We start from the raw sequence: 19,047 nt of genomic DNA, 5'->3' as shown, positions 1-19,047 counted from the left end.
TCCAGGCTGCTCTTCCTGCGGTAGGGCACCCCACCGCAGCCTCACTCCCAAACGTGACAACGCTGGTTCTCGTTATCCAGGCTGCTCTGCCCCGGAAGGGCTGGAACCGCACTCGATCTCCCAACCGGCCCCGCTGGTTCTCGTCATCCAGTCTGCCCTGCCCCGGAAGGGCTGGAACCGCACTCGATCTCCCAACCGGCCCCGCTGGTTCTCGTCATCCAGTCTGCCCTGCCCCGGAAGGGCTGGAACCGCAGCCCAACTCTCCCAACCGGTCTCGGCTGGTTGTCGTTATCCAGTCGTCTCTCAACGCAACCAACGCCTCACGCTCCGATAATCGACGACCAGGCCACGCATCCACGAAGCCCACCCCCACCGCCAACAGTCGTCGAGCCGGATACGCGAGCGAAAGGGCCGACTCGGGGCGAACTCGCGGAACGATCCGGGGGTGCACCGCAGGTTGCCCCGGGCTCGGAGATACGGGAGCGGCCACGTCCCGCACCGGCTCCAACACCCGGATTCGAATGTAGCGAATACCGAGCAACATCGAGCTAGGCTTCGAAACCTGACCGGTTCTCCCGCTCGTACACGTATTCCGCTCGATGGAATACGGCTCCGAGCGGCTAGGGAACTGTATTCGTCAGGGATAGCAACTGGATCGTCAATGCCGGATTCTCCACCCAATGGAGGCGCGCTGTGCCGAACGGTAAACCCAACATCCTGGTCATCTGGGGCGACGACATCGGAATCACCAACCTCAGCTGCTACAGCGACGGCGTGATGGGGTATCGCACGCCGAACATCGACCGACTCGCCAAAGAAGGCATGAAGTTCACCGACTCCTACGGTGAGCAGAGCTGCACCGCCGGGCGGGCGGCGTTCATCAGTGGCCAGAGTGTGTACCGGACCGGCATGAGCAAGGTCGGGGCGCCGGGCGCCGATGTCGGCTGGTCGGCGGACGATCCCACCATCGCCGAGTTGCTCAAACCGCACGGGTACGCAACGGGGCAGTTCGGGAAGAACCATTTCGGCGATCTGAACAAGTATCTGCCGACCGTGCACGGCTTCGACGAGTTCTATGGCAACCTCTATCACCTGAATGCCGAGGAAGAGCCCGAACAGTTCGACTACCCGCACAAGGATCAGTTCCCCAGGCTCTACGATCTGGCGAAACCGCGCGGCGTGCTGGACTGCAAGGCGCTCGATCATGTCTCCGACGAGCCGGACGATCCCAAGTTCGGGCCGGTCGGCAAACAGTCCATCGTCAACACCGGCCCGCTGAACATCGAGCGGATGAAGGTGATCGACTACGACATCGCCGACCGCACAGTCGATTTCATCAAGCGCAAGCACGCGGAGGACGCGCCGTTCTTCATTTGGTGCAACTTCACCCATATGCACCTGTACACGCACGTCGAGGACGACAAGCGTGGGCAGGCCGGCCTGTGGCAGTCGGAGTACCACGACACCATGATCGAGCACGACAAGAATGTCGGCACGGTCCTGAACGTGCTCGACGAACTCGGCATCGCCGATGACACCATCGTGATCTACTCCACCGACAACGGCCCGCACCGCAACAGCTGGCCCGATGGCGGCACCACACCGTTCCGCAGCGAGAAGGACACCAACTGGGAGGGCGCGTTCCGCGTGCCCGAACTCATCCGCTGGCCCGGGCACATCGAGGCCGGCTCGGTGTCCAACGACATCATCCAGCACCACGACTGGCTGCCGACGCTGCTGGCCGCGGCGGGCGATACCACCACGCCGGAGGAGCTGAAAGCCGGAAAGACCATCGGCGACAAGACCTATCGCGTGCACATCGATGGCTTCAACCTGCTGCCGTACCTCACCGGCGAGGTGGAGGCCAGCCCGCGGCGCGGGTTCTTCTACTTCTCCGACGATGGCGATCTGATGGCCATGCGGTTCGAGAACTGGAAGGCGGTGTTCATGGAGCAGCGCTGCCAGGGCACCCTGCGGGTCTGGGCCGAGCCGTTCACGCGATTGCGGGTGCCGAAGCTGTTCAACCTGCGCACCGATCCGTTCGAGTACGCGGACATCACGTCGAATACCTATTACGACTGGTTCCTGCACCACGACTATCTCATCTTCTACATGACGGCGATGTCCACGGCGTTTCTCGAGACATTCAAGGAATTCCCGCCGCGGCACGCACCGGCCAGCTTCACCATCGACCAGGCGGTGGAAAAGCTGCACGAATACCTCGCGAAGGACTGAGCTTTGAACGACACCGTCCTCGACGCGTGGCGGGACGCGCCCGCGAAGTCGGCCATCATCGACTTCGTCGGGCGCGTGACCGGCGCGGGCCCCGATCACGTACCGCCCGCGGAACGGGTCGCCGTGTTCGACAACGACGGCACCCTGTGGTGTGAGAAACCCGCGTACGTGCAGCTGGATTTCATCGTGCGAGCCCTGGCCCAGGCCGCGACCGCGGATCCGGGGCTGCTCGATCAGGCGCCGTTCCGGGCCGCACACGACGGCGATCTGGCCTGGTTCGGCACCGCTGTCGAACAGCACTACCGGGGCGACGACACCATGCTGCACGAGTTCGCCGCGGCGGTAATGCATCTCGCCGCCGCCGAGTCGACGGAGGACTACGCGGCGCGGGTCGGCGCGTTCTTCGAGACCGCTCGCCATCCCACGCTGAATCGGCCGTACCCGGCGTGCGGCTACGCACCGATGGTCCAGCTGCTGCGTTACCTGGAGGCGAATGGCTTCACCTGCTACATCGTGTCCGGTGGCGGTCGCGACTTCATGCGCGCGGTCACCGAGCAGATGTACGCGATTCCGCCGGAGCGGGTGGTCGGCAGCTCGATGGGGCTGAATTACGACTCGGGCCGGGTGGTCACCACGAACAAGCTCGAGATCTTCGATGACGGCGCCGCGAAGCCGGTTCGGGTGTGGTCCAGGGTCGGGCGGCGCCCGATCCTGGCGGCCGGAAACTCGAACGGGGACATCGAGATGCTCGACTACGCGACAACCGGCGACGGCCCCGGGCTGGCGCTGCTGATCGACCACGACGACGCGGATCGGGAATTCGCCTATCCCGCGGGCGCCGAGCGAGCCAAGCAGCTGGCGACGACGACCGATGGCTGGCAGCTCGTGAGCATGGCCGGCGATTGGTCACGGGTGTTCGATGACTGAGGTCGAGATCCGCACCGCCGTCGGCGAATTAATCCGGATTCCGGCGCAGAGCCTGCTCCAGGGCGACGCCGGCGATCCGGAGGAGGGCCCGGTCCGGGAGGTCACCGTCGAATCCTTCCGGATTCAGGCGCATCAGGTGACCAACGCCCAGTTCGCCGTGTTCGTCGCCGACACCGGCTACCGCACGGTCGCCGAGCGGGAGCTGGACCCCGCGCACTACCCGGACGCACCGCCGGAGAACCTGCGACCGGGCTCGATGGTGTTCCAGCGCACCGCGGGTCCGGTGAATCTGCGCGATATGAGTCAGTGGTGGAGGTGGACACCCGGCGCCGCGTGGAATCACCCCCGCGGCCCGCGCTCCAGCCTGCGCGGTCTGGAGTCACACCCGGTAGTCCACATCGCGTACGCGGACGCGGACGCCTACGCCGAATGGGCGGGCCTGCGGTTGCCGACCGAGGAGCAGTGGGAGACGGCCGCCCGCGGTGGCCTGCCGCACGCGCGTTTCACCTGGGGCGACGAACCGGAGCGACCCGGCCAACGGCTCGCCAACTACTGGCACGGCGAGTTCCCGTACCTGCCCGATACGGGGTACGGCCGGACCGCACCGGTGGGGAGCTTCGCCCCCAATCCCTACGGCCTGTACGACATGGCGGGCAATGTCTGGGAGTGGACCACCGACCTGTACGCGCCGAGCCGCGCCACCCGCTCCTGTTGCGCCGCGGACACTTTCGACCCCCGTCAGCCCGGCTTCCCGATCGAACGCCGAGTCCTCAAGGGCGGGTCCTTCCTCTGCGCCGACAGCTACTGCCTGCGCTACCGCCCCGCCGCACGCCGCCCGCACATGGTGGATACCGGCATGAGCCACATCGGCTTCCGCTGCGTCGCCGACGCCTGAGTCCGGACGGGTGCGAGCGGCCGGCGACCGCTCAGAGCCACCAGCGTTCCAGCACGCGCGCCACACCGTCGTGGTGGTTGGTGGCCGCCGCGATCTCGTCCGCGGCGGACTTGGCCTCGTGGTGGGCGTTCGCCATCGCCACGCCGTGGCCGGCGAGTTTGAGCATCGGCACGTCGTTCGGCATGTCACCGAAGGCGATCAGGGCCGAGTGCTGAACGCCCAGGCGCTGGGCGACCGTCGCCAGGCCGGTCGCCTTCGTGACGCCGGGGGCCGAGAGCTCGATCAGGCCGTTGTCGGTCGAATAGGTCAGGTCCGCGCGGCCCGACAGGTGGGGCTCGAGGATCGCGCGCATGTCGGCGCTCTGAGCTCCCGCCAGGCGGATCAGCATTTTGATCGCGGGCGCCGCGATCACCTCGGCGCGGGAGACCGCCGTGTCGTCGGGGTTCAGCCAGGCGTGCTCGTACTCGGGGGAGCTGACGAATTGCGGGGTAGCGGCGTCGTGGGCCGAGGAGCCCACGCGCTCGGTCGCCAAACCGCAGCCGGGTAGCAGGGACTCGGACAGCTCCGCCAGCCAGGACAGCGTGTCCACGCCCAGCGTCTGGGTGGACAGGATGCGGTCGTTGGCGCTGTCGTAGATGACCGCGCCGTTCGCGCACACGCACAGCGGCGCGTAGCCGAGCCCGTCGATGACCCGGTCGATCCAGCGTGGCGGACGGCCGGTCGCCAGCACGAACGGCACGCCGTCGGCGATCAAGGCGTCCACCGCGGCCTTGGTGCGCGGACTCACCTGTTCGTCATCGTCGATGAGCGTGCCGTCGACATCCGTGGCGACCATCTTGGGTTTCGGCAGGTGAGAGAGAGTCACCTCGTCCACTCTATCGGGTGGGCACGGCGTGTTCCTGCGGGTTTACGACGCGCCCGGCGACGTTGCGGGTTCGTGGTCGGACCGATGTGCTTCCGTGCGGTAGCTACAACACTTTTCCGCCACCGGTGTGCGTACCGCACGGTTATCCACAGGTATCCCTATGATCTGGGGCTAAGACTCGACCCGAGAGGGACTGATGGCCGGTTTTCTACTGCGACGTGCGCTGAACTATGTCGTACTGCTGATACTGGCGTCGTTCCTGACCTTCGCACTCGCGTCGTGGACCTTCCGGCCGCTGGACAGCCTGGAACAGCGCAATCCGCGACCACCGCAGTCGGTGATCGACGCCAAACGCGCGGAGTTGCACCTGGACGACCCCGTCGTGCCCCGCTACATCAACTGGGTCACCGGCGCGGTACACGGCGACTTCGGCACGACGCTCGCCGGCCAGCCGGTGAGCGAGGAGTTGCCCCGGCGCATCGCGGTGAGTCTGCGCCTGCTGGTCATCGGCGCTGTGCTGGGCACGCTGCTGGGCGTGCTGATCGGCGCGGCGGGCGCGATCCGGCAGTACAAGTTCAGCGATTACTTCACCACGATTCTCTCGCTGCTGATATTGAGCACACCGGTCTTCCTGCTCGCCACGTTGCTGAAATACGGTGCGCTGCAAGTCAATACGATCACCGGCGAGCAGATCTTCCTCTACACCGGTGAGACGTCCGCGACGGCCGTGCACGGGCTGTGGAATCAGATCATCGACCGCCTGCAGCACATGGTCGTCCCGACCATCGGCCTGATTCTCGGTACGGCGGCGGCCTACAGCCGCTATCAGCGCAATGCGATGCTCGACGTGCTGCAGAGCGATTTCATCCGCACCGCGCGCGCCAAGGGTCTCACTCGGCGCCGGGCACTGTACAAACACGGACTTCGCACCGCCCTGATTCCGATGGCGACGCTGTTCGCCTACAGCTTCGGCGGATTGATCACCGGCGCGACCTTCACCGAGAAGATCTTCGGCTGGCACGGCGTCGGCGAATGGCTGATCCTGTCGATCGACGCCCAGGATCTGTACCCGGTGGTGACGATCACCGCCTTCATCGCTCTGGTCGTGCTGCTGTCGGGTCTGCTGTCCGACATCGTGTACGCCATCCTCGATCCACGGGTGCGTGTGGGATGACCGAAACCGAACTCATCGTGCAGGGCGCACCCGAGCCCGCGGCCGCCGGCCGGCGCAAGCTGGTGCTGCGGCGTTTCCTGCGGAACAAGCCTGCGGTGGTGGCCGGAATCGTGCTGCTGCTGATGCTGATCCTCAGCTTCGCGCTGCCGCCGCTGCTGAAGTACGACTACCAGCAGCTCGACTACACCGCGCTGCTCAAGCCGCCCAGCGCCAAGCATCCCTTCGGCACCAATCAGATCGGCCAGGACGTGCTCGCGCAGACGCTGCGCGGCCTGCAGAAATCGCTGGTGATCGGTTTCAGCGTGGCGTTCATCTCGGTCATCATCGCCGCGCTGGCCGGTGCGGTGGCGGGACTGCTGGGCGGCTGGCCCGATCGCGCGATCATGTGGCTGGTCGATCTGCTGCTCGTGGTGCCCAGCTTCATCATCATCGCGATCTTCGCCCCGCGCACCAAGGGCAGCGGCTCGATCTTCCTGCTGATCATCCTGCTCAGCGTGTTCGGCTGGATGATCAGCGCGCGCATCGTGCGCGGCATGACGCTGAGTCTGAAGGAACGCGAATTCGTCCGGGCCGCGCGCTATATGGGCGCGTCGACGTGGACGATCATCACGACCCACATCATCCCGAACATCGCGTCGATCCTGATCATCGACACGACGCTGGCGGTGGGTTCGGCGATCCTGGCCGAAACCGGCCTGAGTTACCTGGGATTCGGCGTGCAGCGACCCGACGTCTCGCTGGGCTCACTCATCGCCGACGGCACGAAGTCCGCGCTCACCTACCCGTGGCTCTTCCTGTTCGCGGGTGGCCTGCTGATCATGGTGGTGCTGTGCGCCAACCTGGTCGGCGACGGCCTGCGGGACGCGTTCGATCCGAGTGCGCAACGTGCTCGCTCGCGCAAGAAGACTCGCGCCCAGAAGAAGGCCCAGGCATGAGGACGGACAAGACGCCCGAGGCGGATTCGCCGCGCAAGAACACCACCGCGCCCCTGCTCGAGGTGTCGGACCTGCGGGTGTCCTTCCCCGGCGAAGAGGGCCGCATCGAGGCGGTGCGCGGCGTCGACTACACGCTGGGCGACGGCGAGGTCCTGGCGATCGTCGGGGAATCCGGCTCCGGTAAATCGGTGTCCTCGCTGGCGGTCATGGGACTGCTGCCCGAGCAGGCGCGCGTGCAGGGTTCGATCCGCCTGCGCGGGCGCGAATTGCTCGGCCTCGGCGACAAACAGCTGTCCGAACTGCGCGGCAGCAAGATCTCGATGGTCTTCCAGGATCCGCTCTCGGCCCTGACGCCGGTCTATCGCGTCGGCGAGCAGATCGCGGAAGCCCTGCTGGCACACGGCAAATTCGGCAAAGCCGAAGCCGCCGAGAAGGCGATCGAGCTGCTGCGCCTGGTCGGCATCCCCGATCCGGAGACGCGGGCGCGCGCGTTCCCGCACGAGTTCTCCGGCGGTATGCGCCAGCGCGTGGTGATCGCCATGGCCATCGCCAACGATCCCGAACTCATCATCTGCGACGAGCCGACCACGGCCCTGGACGTGACCGTGCAGGCGCAGATCCTGAATCTGCTGCGCAAGGCGCGCGACATCACCGGCGCGGGCGTCATCATGATCACCCACGACATGGGCATCGCCGCCACGCTCGCCGATCGGGTCGCGGTCATGTACGCCGGTCGCATCGTCGAAACCGCACCGGTGGCAGAGCTTTTCAGTACTCCCCGGATGCCCTACACGGTGGGTCTGCTCGGTTCGATCCCGCGGATCGACGGCCCCCCGCGCACCCCGCTGATTCCGATCGTGGGCTCGCCGCCGGCCATGCACGCGCTGCCGCCGGGGTGCAGCTTCGCCCCGCGCTGCCCGGTCTCCATCGACGAATGCCTGGTCGCCGAACCCCCACTGCGGGACACCGCCCCGGGCCACCGGGCGGCCTGCATCCGCACGGCGGAGGTCGACAGCGCCGCGCTGTTCACCGCGTACCGGCACGAGATCTCCGCGCCCGAACAGGTCACCGAGACCGATTCCCACGTGGTGCTTCGCGTCTCGGAGCTGCGCAAGACCTTCCCCATCACCTCGGGTGTCGTCTTCCGCCGCCGCAAGGGCGAGGTGCACGCCGTCGACGGCATCGATTTCGAGCTCCGGGCCGGGCGGACGCTGGCGCTGGTCGGCGAATCCGGCTCCGGGAAGTCCACGACGCTGACCCAGATCATGGATCTGGTCCCTCCCGAGAGCGGCAGCATCGAGATCCTCGGTCACGATGTGGCGCAACTGGATCGGACTCAGCGGCGCGATATCCGCCGCCGGATGCAGATCGTCTTCCAGGATCCGTCCGCGTCCCTGGATCCGCGCCTGCCGATCTCCGACGCCATCGCCGAGCCGCTGCGGATCGACGGCCGATCCCGGGCCGAGATCCGGCAACGCGTGCCCGAACTGATGAAACAGGTGGGACTGCGACCCGAACAGGCCGATCGCTATCCGGCCGACTTCTCCGGCGGGCAGAAGCAGCGCATCAACATCGCGCGCGCCCTGGCCCTGGAACCCGAGATCCTGGTGCTGGACGAACCGGTGTCGTCGCTGGACGTCTCCATTCAGGCCGGTGTTCTGAATCTGCTGCGGGACTTGCAGATCGAGCGCGGGCTCTCGTACCTGTTCGTCTCGCACGATCTGTCGGTGGTGCGCAATCTCGCGCACGACATCGCCGTCATGTACCAGGGGAAGATCGTGGAATACGGTCCGGCCGAGCAGATCTTCGATTCACCACGGCACGAGTACACTCGCGCCCTCATCGACGCCGTGCCCGTGCCGGTCGTCGCCCGATAGGAGTTGTCCGGTGAGGATTCGTTCGCTCGCACCACGTTTGGCGATATCGCTGCTGGCGGTGGGAGTGCTCCTGTCCGGCTGTTCGAACACCGAGGAGGAGGCGCCGCAGGGCGCGGCGGCCGAACTCGGCACCTCCAGCGACATCAACCCGCACGATGTGAGCGACCTGCGCGACGGCGGCAATCTGCGACTGGCGCTGTCCGCGCTGCCGCAGAACTGGAACACCCTGCACACGGACGCCGACGGTGAGGCGGGCGGACTGGCGCGGCCGATGATGCCGCGGGCGTTCACCACCGACTCCGCCGGGAACCTCACGGTCAATCCCGACTACTTCACGAGTGTCGAACTGACGAAGTCGGATCCGCAGCAGGTCACCTACACGATCAACCCCAAGGCCGTCTGGTCCGACGGCTCGCCCATCACCTGGGAGGACATCCGCTCCCAGGCGCAGGCCATGAGCGGGGCCGACGAGGCGTATCTGATCAAGATGACCTTCGGGTTCGATCGCGTGGCGACGGTCGAACGCGGGGTGGACGACCGTCAGGCCGTGATCACCTTCAAAGAGCACTACGCCGATTGGAAGGGCCAATTCGCCGGGGAGGCATCGCTTTACCCGAAATCGGTCACCGGAACCGCGGAGGCCTTCAACAAGAGTCTGGTCGACGAGATCAAGCTGACCGCGGGGCCGTTCACCCTGAAGTCGGTGGACCGCGCGCAGAACCGAGTCGTGCTGGGCCGCAACCCGCTGTGGTGGGGCTCGACACCGAAGCTGGACACCATCACCTTCAGCGTGCTGGACAGCGCGGCCCTGATCCCCGCGCTGCAGAACAACGAGATCGACGCGGTCGGCATCGGTTCCCGCGACGACATGAAGACCGCGCGCGGCACGGCGGGCATCGCCATCCGGCGTGCGGCGGGCAGCAGCTGGACCCATGTCACCTTCAACGGCGCGCCGGGTTCGATCCTCGCGGATCCCGGTCTGCGCGTTGCGCTTTCCCAGGCGATCGACCGGCAGGGCATCGCGACGGCCATTCAGAACGGGCTGGTCGAGAACCCGAAGCCGCTCAACAATCACGTGTTCGTGGCGGGGCAGACCGGCTATCGGGACAACAGCCTGGCCTTCGATCCCGCGGCCGCGGCGGCGGCGCTCGATCGGCTCGGGTGGAAGCTCAACGGCGATACGCGCGAGAAGGACGGCCGCAAACTCGTCATCCGCGATGTCATGTACAACGACGACACCTGGATTCAGATCGCCCAGATCATCCAGCAGAACTTCGCCGCCGTCGGCGTGAAACTCGACATCGTGACCAAGCCCGGCAAGGGCTACTTCACCGACGTCATCAAGCCCGGTGACTTCGACATCGCGCACTGGGCCTGGTCCAGCGACGTCTTCGTGCTGAAGAACCTGCCGCAGGTCTATCGCCTCGACGGGGGCAGCATCGAGGGGAACTACGGGCGGATCGGCAGCCCGGAGATCAACGATCTGATCGATCAGGCGCTGTCCGAACTGGATCCGGCCAAGGCCATCGAGCTCGCGAATCGAATCGACCGGAAGGTGTTCGAGCTGGGCCACTCGCTGCCGCTGACGCAGTCGGCCGGCAACGTCGCGGTCCGCGCGAATCTGGCGAACTACGGTGCACCCGGTCTCGCGTCCTACGACTACACGAAGATCGGGTTCTTGAAGTAACCCAGCCAACTCCGAGGAAAGGGGCGACCGATGAGGAAGCGCTCGATTGGGATGCGACTCGCTGTCCCACTGGTCGCAGTGGCCATGCTGGCCGCAGGGTGCGGTGGTGACGAGGGCGGCGCGCCGCAGGGCGCGACCGCGGCCATCGGCACCACGAACGACATCAACCCGCACGATGTCGCCGATCTGCGCGACGGGGGGAACCTGCGGCTCGCGATGTCCGCGCTGCCGCAGAACTGGAACGCGCTGCACAACGACGGCAACGACGCGGAAACCGCCGGGGTGCTCCGGCCGATCATGCCGCGCTCGTTCAAGACCGATGCCGCCGGCAATCTGACGGTCAACACCGACTTCTTCACCAGCGCCGAGCTGACGAAGACCGATCCGCAGCAGGTCACCTACACGATCAACCCCAAGGCCGTCTGGTCCGACGGCTCGCCCATCACCTGGGAGGACATCCGCTCCCAGGGCGAGGCGCTGAGCGGGAAGAACAAGGAATACCTGCTCGCCATCAACAACGGCTTCGACCGGGTCGAGAAGATCGAGCGCGGCGTCGACGATCGCCAGGCGATCATCACGTTCAACCGGCACTACGCCGACTGGCGGGGCCAGTTCGCGGGCAACTCGTTCCTGTTCCCCAAGTCGGTGACCGCCAACCCCGAGGCGTTCAACAAGAGCCTGGTGGACGGGATCCAGCTCACCTCCGGACCGTTCAAGCTGCGGTCCGTCGACCGCGCGCAGAACCGGATCGTGCTCGAGCGCAATCCGCTGTGGTGGGGTGACACACCCAAGCTCGACACCATCACCTACAGCGTGCTGGACAGCGCGGCCACGATTCCCGCGCTGCAGAACAACGAGATCGACGCGGTCGGCCTCGGCTCGCGCGACGATCTCAAGACCGCGCAGGGCACCGCCGGCGTCGTGGTGCGGCGCGCGCCGGGTAACCAGTGGTCGCACATGACCTTCAACGGGGCGCCCGGATCGATCCTGTCCGATCCGAAGCTGCGGGTCGCCATCATCAAGGCGATCGACCGGCAGGGCATCGCCACCGCCATTCAGAACGGCCTGGTGGAAGACCCGAAGCCGCTGAACAACCACATCTTCCTGCAGGGTCAGGCCGGCTACCAGGACAACGCGCAGGCCTTCGATCCCGCCGCCGCCGCCAAGGAACTCGACGATCTGGGCTGGAAGCTGGTCGGCGACGTCCGCGAGAAGGACGGGCGCAAGCTCGAGATCCGCGACGTCATGTACACCGCCGACACCTGGGTGCAGATCGCACAGATCATGCAGCAGAACCTCGCACAGGTCGGCATCAAGCTCACCATCGACACCAAGCCGGGCAAGGGCTACTTCACCGACTTCATCCAGCCGGGTGATTTCGACGTGGCGTACTGGAGCTGGGTCGGCGACCCGTTCCCGCTCGGCAGCCTCAACCAGATCTACGGCTACAACCCGAATGATCTGCAGGGCAACTACGGTCGCATCGGTTCGCCCGAACTCAACGCGCTCATCGAGCAGACCGTGTCCGAACTCGACCCGGCCCGCGCGATCGAACTGGCGAACCAGATCGATCAGCAGGTCTTCGCCGAAGGGCATTCGATCCCGCTCGTGCAGTCGGCCGGAAACGTCGCCGTGCGAGCGAATCTCGCCAACTACGGCGCGGCGGGCCTGGCCACCTACGACTACACCAAGATCGGTTTTCTGAAGTGAGTCACTGGATGGGCCACCCCCTGGCCTATCCGGTGATCGTGACGATCGGCGCCCTCGCGATATGCCTCGCGTGGGCGCCGTTCGGCGATTCGGAGCAGGTGGCGATGCTGGGGGCGGTGGGGGTCTGCGTGCTGGGGTACAGCGTGTTTCGGCTCGCCATGGCGTGGGGGTATGTGCCCGCCGGGGTGCCGGCGTTCGAGGCGGACGCGGTCGTGCGGCGGGTGCGGCAGCAGCATCGGCTGGTCAGCCGGTCGTGGCTGGAGATCAGCGGGGGCGGGCGGACCCGATGGCTGCCCGTGTATTTCGATCCGGCGTTGATGACGTTGACCTCGGCGCGCGGCGAGATCTCTGGCCGGGCAATCGAAGTCGACGGCGAGCGGGTGTATCCGGCCGGGCGGGTGCGGGATTCCGAGCCCATCGGCAGGCTCATCGACAATCCCACCCGGCCCGCGGCCGACGCCGCTGAACTCGCCACCCGCGCCGCCGGTTCCGGGCGCAGGCTGCTGCTCGACGCGCAGTCGGCGATCGCCGCTCCGTTCGCGGCGCTGCTGTGGATATACATCGCCGGCGGCTCCGCCCTCACCTTCGCGGCCGCGACCGTGGTGGCCGCCGCGCTCGCGACGTGGCTGGCCGCCATTCGAGGCTCCGACCCCAGCTGACGCGGTCGCGCCGAGCCGGTACGGCTCCGGGTGAGTGGCAACGACGAAACGCGGCTCCGGTTCGGCTCTTCCCCAGCCGAACCGGAGCCGCGACTCCGTTCCCCGCCCCGTCCACGATCCTCCCCGGGATCGCGAACCTCCGCCCCAACTGTTCCGTGGTCCCCGGCCACAGCCCCCGAATCCCCGCCATCCGCACCCCTGCTTGCGATTCCCCTGTTCCCGATCGATCCACAATCCTCCCCAGGTTGATGGACCTTCTCCTCGCGTGGTGCCGTAGTCCCCCCGAACCACGGCACCGGACTCCCCGCCCCTTCGCGAGCCCCTGCCCGCTATCTCCCTGTCCCCCAGCCGATCAGCGGGCTTCCCAGCCGGCGATCGTCATGGTCCCCTCCACACCACAGTTCCCCCCGAGACCACAGTTCCTTTGCTCCCCCTGACTTCCGCAGTCCTCCCGGTCTGCGCACCCCCCGGTCTCGCAGACCTGCTCCCAGTTCCCCTGTCCCCCAGGTCCCCCCGGCCCGTGGCTCCCCCGAACCACGAACCCCTGTTCCGCCGGCGCACCTCCCCCAAGGTGCTCCCCCGCCGGCTTCGGCAGCGCACACGACCCCGGTTCGTCTCCTCCCCGAACCGACCCGGGGTCGCGGCGCCTTCCCCGCCCCGTCGGCGCTCCTCCTTCGCCGACGCCATCGGGTGGCGCCGGGTCCGGCTCGGCTCCTCCCCGAAGCGAACCGGCACCGCACACCATCCCGTCCCTGTCCCCCCGCCGTCCTTCCCCCCGAAGGTGCGACGCAAGCTGCTCCCCCCGCCGAAAGCAGCTGTCGTCCCGGTCGGTGTCACCCGGCCGGTCCGGCAGTCCCGGTCTCTCAACCGGACAAGAATGATTCTGCGGGGTGGGTGTTAACGAAACCTTGTGGATTTCTTATTGCGGGACAAGGCGCTGGTCAACGGAGTTCGGCGCTGATGATGTAGTAGCTGTCGCCGGCCTGTGCCAGCTGGATGACCCGCCACTCGGTGGTCACCTCGCCGCCGTTGGTGGTGAGGGTCAGGCGGTAGGTGACCCGCTGGGTGGCGGGGTCGGCGGTCAGGGAGTCGGTGGTGACGCGGGAGATGGTGTCCCAGAACGACCTGTAGGCGTCGTAGCCGCCGATGCGGCGCTGGTAGTCGGGCGACAGGCGGTCGTAGGCGGCGCGGGTGTTCGCGGGCAGCGCGGCGTAGTGATCGCGCACGAAATCGGTCATCACGGTGGTCAGGGGGGCGAGCGTACGCGTGGTCGGGGGCGCGGCGGTCGTCGAAGGCTGCGCGGTTGTCGAAGGCTGCACGGCCGTCGAAGGATTCGCGGACAGCGGCGGATTCGAGGACGCGGAGGGCGCGGCGGCGGTGTCGCCGGACGTGGAATCCCGGGTGGCGAGCACGCCGTAGACGACGGTGAAGCCCAGCGCCACCACGAGCACCGAGGCCATGGCCCAGACCAGGCGGGGATCGAGCCAGCGGTTACGGGTCGATTCCGGCGGCGGCGGAGGCGGCGGATGGCTCGCCGAATTGACCTGGGTGGGCGCCATATTCGCGTAGGCGCGGATGTCGGAGGCGACGGTGGTGGGCTGGGGAGTCGCCGGTGTCACCGGGGGCGCGAACCGGGGCGCGGCGGGCGCGCTGTCGACCGAGATCTCACGGGCTGCGGCCGCCAGCGCGCCCGCCGTGCGGCTGCGCTGCTCGGGATCCTTGGCCATGCCCCAGGCGATGACCGCGTCGAAGTCGCTCGGGACGCCGGCGTCGGTGACCGACGGCCGGGGCGGGGGTTCGGTCAGGTGGGCGGCGATCTGCCGCTCGGCGCTCGGGCCGGGGAACGGCTTCGCGCCGGTCAGGCATTCGTAGAGGACGCAGGCCAGCGAATAGACGTCCGAGCGCGCGTCGTACACGCCCTTCGAAAAACGTTCGGGGGCCATGTAGGCCAGCGTGCCGACGGTCGCGCCGGTGGTGGTCAGGCTGGTTTCGTCACTGCCCCTGGCGATTCCGAAATCGATGAGATAGGCGAAATCGTCGGGGGTCACCAGGATGTTGGAGGGCTTCACATCCCGGTGCACCAGATTCACCGCGTGCGCGGCGTCCAGGGCCGCGGCGATCTGGGCGACGATCGACACCGCCCGGGCCGGCGACAACGCGCCCGAACGGTCGAGCAGATGCGCCAGATCGACGCCCTCGACACTGCGCATGTCCAGGTAGAGCCTGCCGTCGATCTCGCCGTAGTCGTGAATCGGCACCACGTGCGGCTCGCTCAGCCGTGCCGCGGCCTGCGCCTCCCGGCGGAAACGGGCACGGTACTTCTCGTCGTGGGCGTAGCCGGGCGGCAGCACCTTCAGCGCGACCATGCGATCGGTTCCGGTGTCGTACGCCCGGTAGACCTGACCCATCCCGCCCTCACCGAGCAGTTCGAGCAGGCGATACCGGCCGAACGGAGTGCCTTGCACGTCTCCCTCATTCCCCGCGACAGTCGCCTGTGCAGCCTACTGATCCCCCGGCCGGACTGTCGCCCCACCAATTCCCCCTGGGCACAGGCGCATCCGAGTCCGGACGCCCGAACCGGACGGTCCGCTCACGACGGAGGGTGGCGCACCGGGATCACCGGCGCGCCACCCTCTCCAAGCGGTGATCAGGCTGCGGATCGGCTGATCACCAGCCGATTCCGGTCATTCGGACCGGCGGGCCGCCTTCGCCTCGGCCTCGGCCTGCTCGATGGCGTTGGCCTCCTCGAGGGTCGGCGCGCCGCCGCCCAGGCGGGCGGGCACCCAGAACGCGCCGGGCTCGTGCACGTAGTCCCGCTGCAGGTCCAGCAGCATGGCCTGCAGGGCGGCGTGCACCTTGTCGGTCAGCTCCTGCGCGGGCTCGAACGGCGCGATCGGCGCGCCGACCTCGATGGCGATCGGAGTATTGGTGCGGCCCAGCCGCTTCGGATGCCCCTTGGTCCACACGCGCTGCGCGCCCCAGATCGCGACCGGGATGATCGGGACATTCGCCTCGATGGCCATGCGCGCGGCGCCGGACTTGAATTCCTTCAGCTCGAAGCTGCGGCTGATCGTGGCCTCGGGGTACACGCCGACCAGCTCGCCCTTGCGCAGGCGGTTCACCGCCTCGCGATACGAGTCCGACCCCGCGGACCGATCCACCGGAATATGCTTGAGCGCGCGCATGATCGGGCCGCCGACGGGATTGTCGAAGACCTCCTTCTTCGCCATGAAGCGGATGTAGCGCTTGTTCGTGCGCGCGGGCAGGCCCGCGTACGTGAAATCGAGGTAGCCGGTGTGGTTGATGGCGATGACCGCGCCACCCTCCGCCGGGATGTTGGTGTCGCCTTTGACGGAGAACTTCAGGCCCTGCAGCGCGAAGACGGTGCGGGCCAGCCCGATGATCGGGAAGTAGACGGGTTCCACAGTTCCACTAGCGTAGTCGCTGCTCGCGCGGCGACCAGTGATCCGGGCAACACCCGCCCGGCGGGAGTGCGCAAAAACCCTTCGCGACAGTAGGAAAGCCGCACACGCCAAAATATCGGCGCCGCTCCCGGGCGGGCGATACACGGCCGCGGGGCACGGACAGAAAGGTTCGCAGGGGTGAACGAACGCACCGCGACGCGGGATACCGGCCGCGATCGGACACTCGGCGGAACGGTCCGCGTCGTGACCGCGCTGGCCGCGAGCTGCCTGCTGCTCACCGGCTGCGATGCGGCCGTGGGGATCCCCGGCGACGAGACCACCGCCGCACCGCGACCGAGCGGCACCGCGACCACGCCGGGGCCGGCCGCGGTTCCCGAACCGGGATCACCCGTCGCCGCCGGTGCGGCCGTCGCCCGCTGGGCCGCGGACCTGCGCGGCCGCGGCACGGCGGGACTCGCGGCCGACTGCTGGGCGATGGCGCCGGACCGGATCGAGTCCGAATACGCCGAGCCCGGGCCGATCCTGGAGGCCCTGACCCGGGATCCCGTGGACCACGGCGACACCACGCGCTGGACGAGCGCGACGGTGACGCTGGTGGTCACCGACGCGGACACCGTCGACGGCTACGCCTGCCCGTACGTGTTCCCCGCCGGCGCGGCGGTCGAATTCACCGAGGCCGACGCCATCCACACCGTCCGGCGCTTTCTCGCGCGAATGATCGGCGATCCCGTACATACCGGCGACGTCGAGAATGCTTATCCGCTGGTCTGTTCCACCGATACCGCGACCTGGGATCCGTACGGCACCGGCAGGCCCGGCATCGCGCCCATGGCGGCCGCCGCGAGCAAACTCCCAGGCATCAAGAAGTTCGCGGACCGGTCGATTCGAGCGGAATGGCCGCGTGACGGCTATCTCACCGTCACCGCGGGCGTCACCAGCACCGCGGGTGTGGCGAAAAAACAGACATTCACCCTGAAGTCCGGCAACCAGGGTTACTGCATCGGCGACGTCTCGGGGTAGCCAGTACTCTGGGTGGCTGGTAACGGTCAGGGAGGCAGAGAGCTCGTGCAGATCACCAGCGTCGGACACGCCGGATTCCACATCCGTACCGCAGCCGGAACCATCCTGTGCGACCCCTGGGTCAACCCGGCGTACTTCGCATCATGGGTGCCGTTCCCGGACAACACCCAACTGGACTGGGACGAGCTCGGCAACTGCGACTTCCTCTACGTCTCGCATCTGCACCGCGATCACTTCGACGCGCAGCACCTGCTGGACAAGGTGAACAAGGACGCGGTCGTGCTGCTGCCGGACTATCCGGTGCCGGACCTGCGGCGCGAACTCGAGCAGCTCGGGTTCCACACCTTCTTCGAGACCGAGGACTCGGTCAAGCACACCGTCACCGGGCGCGACGGCAACGAGATCGACATCATGATCATCGCCCTGCGCGCGCCCGCCGACGGGCCCATCGGCGACTCCGGCATCATCGTCTCCGACCGCGAGACCGTGTGCTTCAACATGAACGATGCGCGACCGGTCGACATGGACGTGCTGCACGACGCGTTCGGGCACATCGACATTCACCTGCTGCAGTACTCCGGGGCCATCTGGTACCCGATGGTGTACGACATCCCCGCCAAGACCAAGTCCAACTTCGGCAAGCAGAAGCGCCAGCGCGGCATGGACCGGGCACGCTCCTACATCGAACAGGTCGGGGCCACCTGGGTCGTGCCCTCGGCCGGGCCGCCGGTCTTCCTGGACGACGAACTGCGCTACCTCAACGACGACCGGGGCGACGAGGGCAACATCTTCCCCGATCAGATCGTCTTCCTCGAGCAGATGCGCATCCACGGCAACGAGGGCGGGATCCTGATGATCCCGGGGTCGGTCGCCGACGTGCACGGCAAGGAACTCACGCTCACCCACGCGGTCGATCCCGACTCGGTGTACGGCGACAAGGCCGCGTACATCGAGGACATGGCGCAGCGGTTCGCGCCCGTGCTCGCGGCCGAGAAGGCCACCTGGGCAAGCGAATCCGAGGGGCCGCTGCTGCCGCAACTGAAGGCGCTGTTCGAGCCGATCATGGCGCAGAGCGATCTCATCTGCGACGGCATCGGGTACCCGGTGGCGCTGGTCATGGGCGACGAGACCGTGGTGCTGGACTTCCCGCAGCGAATCGTGCGCCCGGTGATCGAGGGAGAAGGCAAGCAGCGCTACGGCTTCCGCATCGATCCGACACTCGTGCGCACCGTGCTGCGGGACAACGAACCCGACTGGGTGAACACCATCTTCCTGTCCACGCGCTTCACCACCTGGCGCATCGGCGGATACAACGAATTCCTCTACACCTTCTTCAAATGCCTGACCGACGAACGCATCGCGTACGCCGACGGCTGGTTCTCCGAAGCACACGACGACTCGGCCTCGACCGAACTCGACGGCTGGGAAATCCAGCGGCGCTGCCCGCATTTGAAGGCGGATCTGTCCAAATTCGGTGTCATCGAGGGCAATACGCTCACCTGCAATCTGCACGGGTGGTCGTGGGATCTCGAATCGGGCCGCTGCAAGACCTCCAAGGGGCATGAACTGCGGTCGAAGAAACTGGAAGCGCCGACCGCGAGCTGACACGACTTCCGGCCGGGGCCGCGGCGCCGGCCG

Annotated in this window: 14 protein-coding genes; 11 read left to right on the top strand and 3 right to left on the bottom strand. The window is 67.3% G+C overall.

Going from position 1 to position 19,047, the window contains the following annotated elements:
- Positions 1 to 693: 693 nt before the first annotated feature.
- The 3 genes from ACFVBH_RS33375 to ACFVBH_RS33365 are packed head-to-tail and all read left to right on the top strand — an operon-like array spanning position 694 to position 4,057.
- Entirely contained in the window at positions 694 to 2,235 is a 1,542-nt protein-coding gene (locus ACFVBH_RS33375) for an arylsulfatase (protein ID WP_379007812.1), read from the top strand.
- Between the two features lie 3 nt (positions 2,236 to 2,238).
- Positions 2,239 to 3,162 (top strand): HAD family hydrolase, encoded by a 924-nt coding sequence (locus ACFVBH_RS33370; protein ID WP_379007809.1) that lies wholly within the window; start codon positions 2,239 to 2,241, stop codon positions 3,160 to 3,162.
- The gene (locus ACFVBH_RS33365) at positions 3,155 to 4,057 is read left to right on the top strand and encodes a formylglycine-generating enzyme family protein (RefSeq protein WP_379007806.1); all 903 of its coding nucleotides are present in this window, start codon (positions 3,155 to 3,157) and stop codon (positions 4,055 to 4,057) included. Before ACFVBH_RS33370 ends, ACFVBH_RS33365 begins: the two co-directional genes overlap by 8 nt.
- Positions 4,058 to 4,088: 31 nt before the next feature.
- On the opposite strand, the gene ACFVBH_RS33360 is transcribed toward ACFVBH_RS33365, so the two are convergent.
- On the bottom strand, positions 4,089 to 4,892 hold the full coding sequence (locus ACFVBH_RS33360) for an HAD family hydrolase (protein ID WP_379007872.1): 804 nt from the start codon (positions 4,890 to 4,892) through the stop codon (positions 4,089 to 4,091).
- Between the two features lie 226 nt (positions 4,893 to 5,118).
- Between ACFVBH_RS33360 and ACFVBH_RS33355 the strand changes: the two genes are divergently transcribed.
- Genes ACFVBH_RS33355 through ACFVBH_RS33330 form a run of 6 tightly spaced genes read left to right on the top strand, consistent with a single transcriptional unit; the run spans position 5,119 to position 12,964 of the window.
- Positions 5,119 to 6,096: an ABC transporter permease gene (locus ACFVBH_RS33355; RefSeq protein WP_379007803.1), complete on the top strand. Its 978-nt coding sequence runs from the start codon at positions 5,119 to 5,121 to the stop codon at positions 6,094 to 6,096.
- A complete protein-coding gene (locus ACFVBH_RS33350; RefSeq protein WP_354990547.1) occupies positions 6,093 to 7,031 on the top strand; it encodes an ABC transporter permease in 939 nt (312 codons plus the stop codon). Before ACFVBH_RS33355 ends, ACFVBH_RS33350 begins: the two co-directional genes overlap by 4 nt.
- Entirely contained in the window at positions 7,028 to 8,908 is a 1,881-nt protein-coding gene (locus ACFVBH_RS33345) for a dipeptide ABC transporter ATP-binding protein (RefSeq protein ID WP_379007799.1), read from the top strand. Before ACFVBH_RS33350 ends, ACFVBH_RS33345 begins: the two co-directional genes overlap by 4 nt.
- Positions 8,909 to 8,918: 10 nt before the next feature.
- A complete protein-coding gene (locus ACFVBH_RS33340) occupies positions 8,919 to 10,595 on the top strand; it encodes an ABC transporter family substrate-binding protein (protein WP_379007796.1) in 1,677 nt (558 codons plus the stop codon).
- A 30-nt stretch (positions 10,596 to 10,625) separates the two neighbouring features.
- Entirely contained in the window at positions 10,626 to 12,305 is a 1,680-nt protein-coding gene (locus tag ACFVBH_RS33335) for an ABC transporter family substrate-binding protein (RefSeq protein WP_354990550.1), read from the top strand.
- Positions 12,302 to 12,964, top strand: coding sequence for a hypothetical protein (locus ACFVBH_RS33330; protein ID WP_379007793.1), 663 nt, complete (start codon positions 12,302 to 12,304; stop codon positions 12,962 to 12,964). The genes ACFVBH_RS33335 and ACFVBH_RS33330 overlap by 4 nt, the downstream gene beginning before the upstream one ends.
- 941 nt (positions 12,965 to 13,905) lie before the next feature.
- Here ACFVBH_RS33330 and ACFVBH_RS33325 read toward each other — a convergent pair.
- Positions 13,906 to 15,429 carry a serine/threonine-protein kinase gene (locus tag ACFVBH_RS33325; protein WP_379007791.1) on the bottom strand — a complete coding sequence of 508 codons (1,524 nt, stop codon included), beginning with the start codon at positions 15,427 to 15,429 and terminating at the stop codon, positions 13,906 to 13,908.
- Positions 15,430 to 15,648: 219 nt separating this feature from the next.
- Complete coding sequence (locus ACFVBH_RS33320; RefSeq protein WP_379007789.1) at positions 15,649 to 16,389, bottom strand: lysophospholipid acyltransferase family protein; 741 nt, start codon at positions 16,387 to 16,389, stop codon at positions 15,649 to 15,651.
- A gap of 177 nt (positions 16,390 to 16,566) precedes the next feature.
- On the opposite strand from ACFVBH_RS33320, the gene ACFVBH_RS33315 reads away from it, so the two are divergent.
- Entirely contained in the window at positions 16,567 to 17,409 is an 843-nt protein-coding gene (locus tag ACFVBH_RS33315) for a hypothetical protein (RefSeq protein ID WP_379007786.1), read from the top strand.
- Positions 17,410 to 17,454: 45 nt separating this feature from the next.
- On the top strand, positions 17,455 to 19,014 hold the full coding sequence (locus ACFVBH_RS33310) for a Rieske 2Fe-2S domain-containing protein (RefSeq protein WP_354990555.1): 1,560 nt from the start codon (positions 17,455 to 17,457) through the stop codon (positions 19,012 to 19,014).
- The last annotated feature ends 33 nt before the right edge of the window (positions 19,015 to 19,047 follow it).

The organism is Nocardia sp. NPDC057668 (genome assembly GCF_042799795.1).
GTDB lineage: Bacteria > Actinomycetota > Actinomycetes > Mycobacteriales > Mycobacteriaceae > Nocardia.
The sequence above is the reverse complement of the archived record's forward strand: the minus strand, read 5'-3'. Positions and strand labels throughout refer to the sequence as shown.

Coding starts and splice junctions, on each gene's coding strand:
- ACFVBH_RS33365 (WP_379007806.1), top strand. CDS start 3,155: ATGACTGAGGTCGAGATCCGCACCGCCGTCGGCGAATTAATCCGGATT.
- ACFVBH_RS33360 (WP_379007872.1), bottom strand. CDS start 4,892: ATGGTCGCCACGGATGTCGACGGCACGCTCATCGACGATGACGAACAG.
- ACFVBH_RS33355 (WP_379007803.1), top strand. CDS start 5,119: ATGGCCGGTTTTCTACTGCGACGTGCGCTGAACTATGTCGTACTGCTG.
- ACFVBH_RS33350 (WP_354990547.1), top strand. CDS start 6,093: ATGACCGAAACCGAACTCATCGTGCAGGGCGCACCCGAGCCCGCGGCC.
- ACFVBH_RS33345 (WP_379007799.1), top strand. CDS start 7,028: ATGAGGACGGACAAGACGCCCGAGGCGGATTCGCCGCGCAAGAACACC.
- ACFVBH_RS33335 (WP_354990550.1), top strand. CDS start 10,626: ATGAGGAAGCGCTCGATTGGGATGCGACTCGCTGTCCCACTGGTCGCA.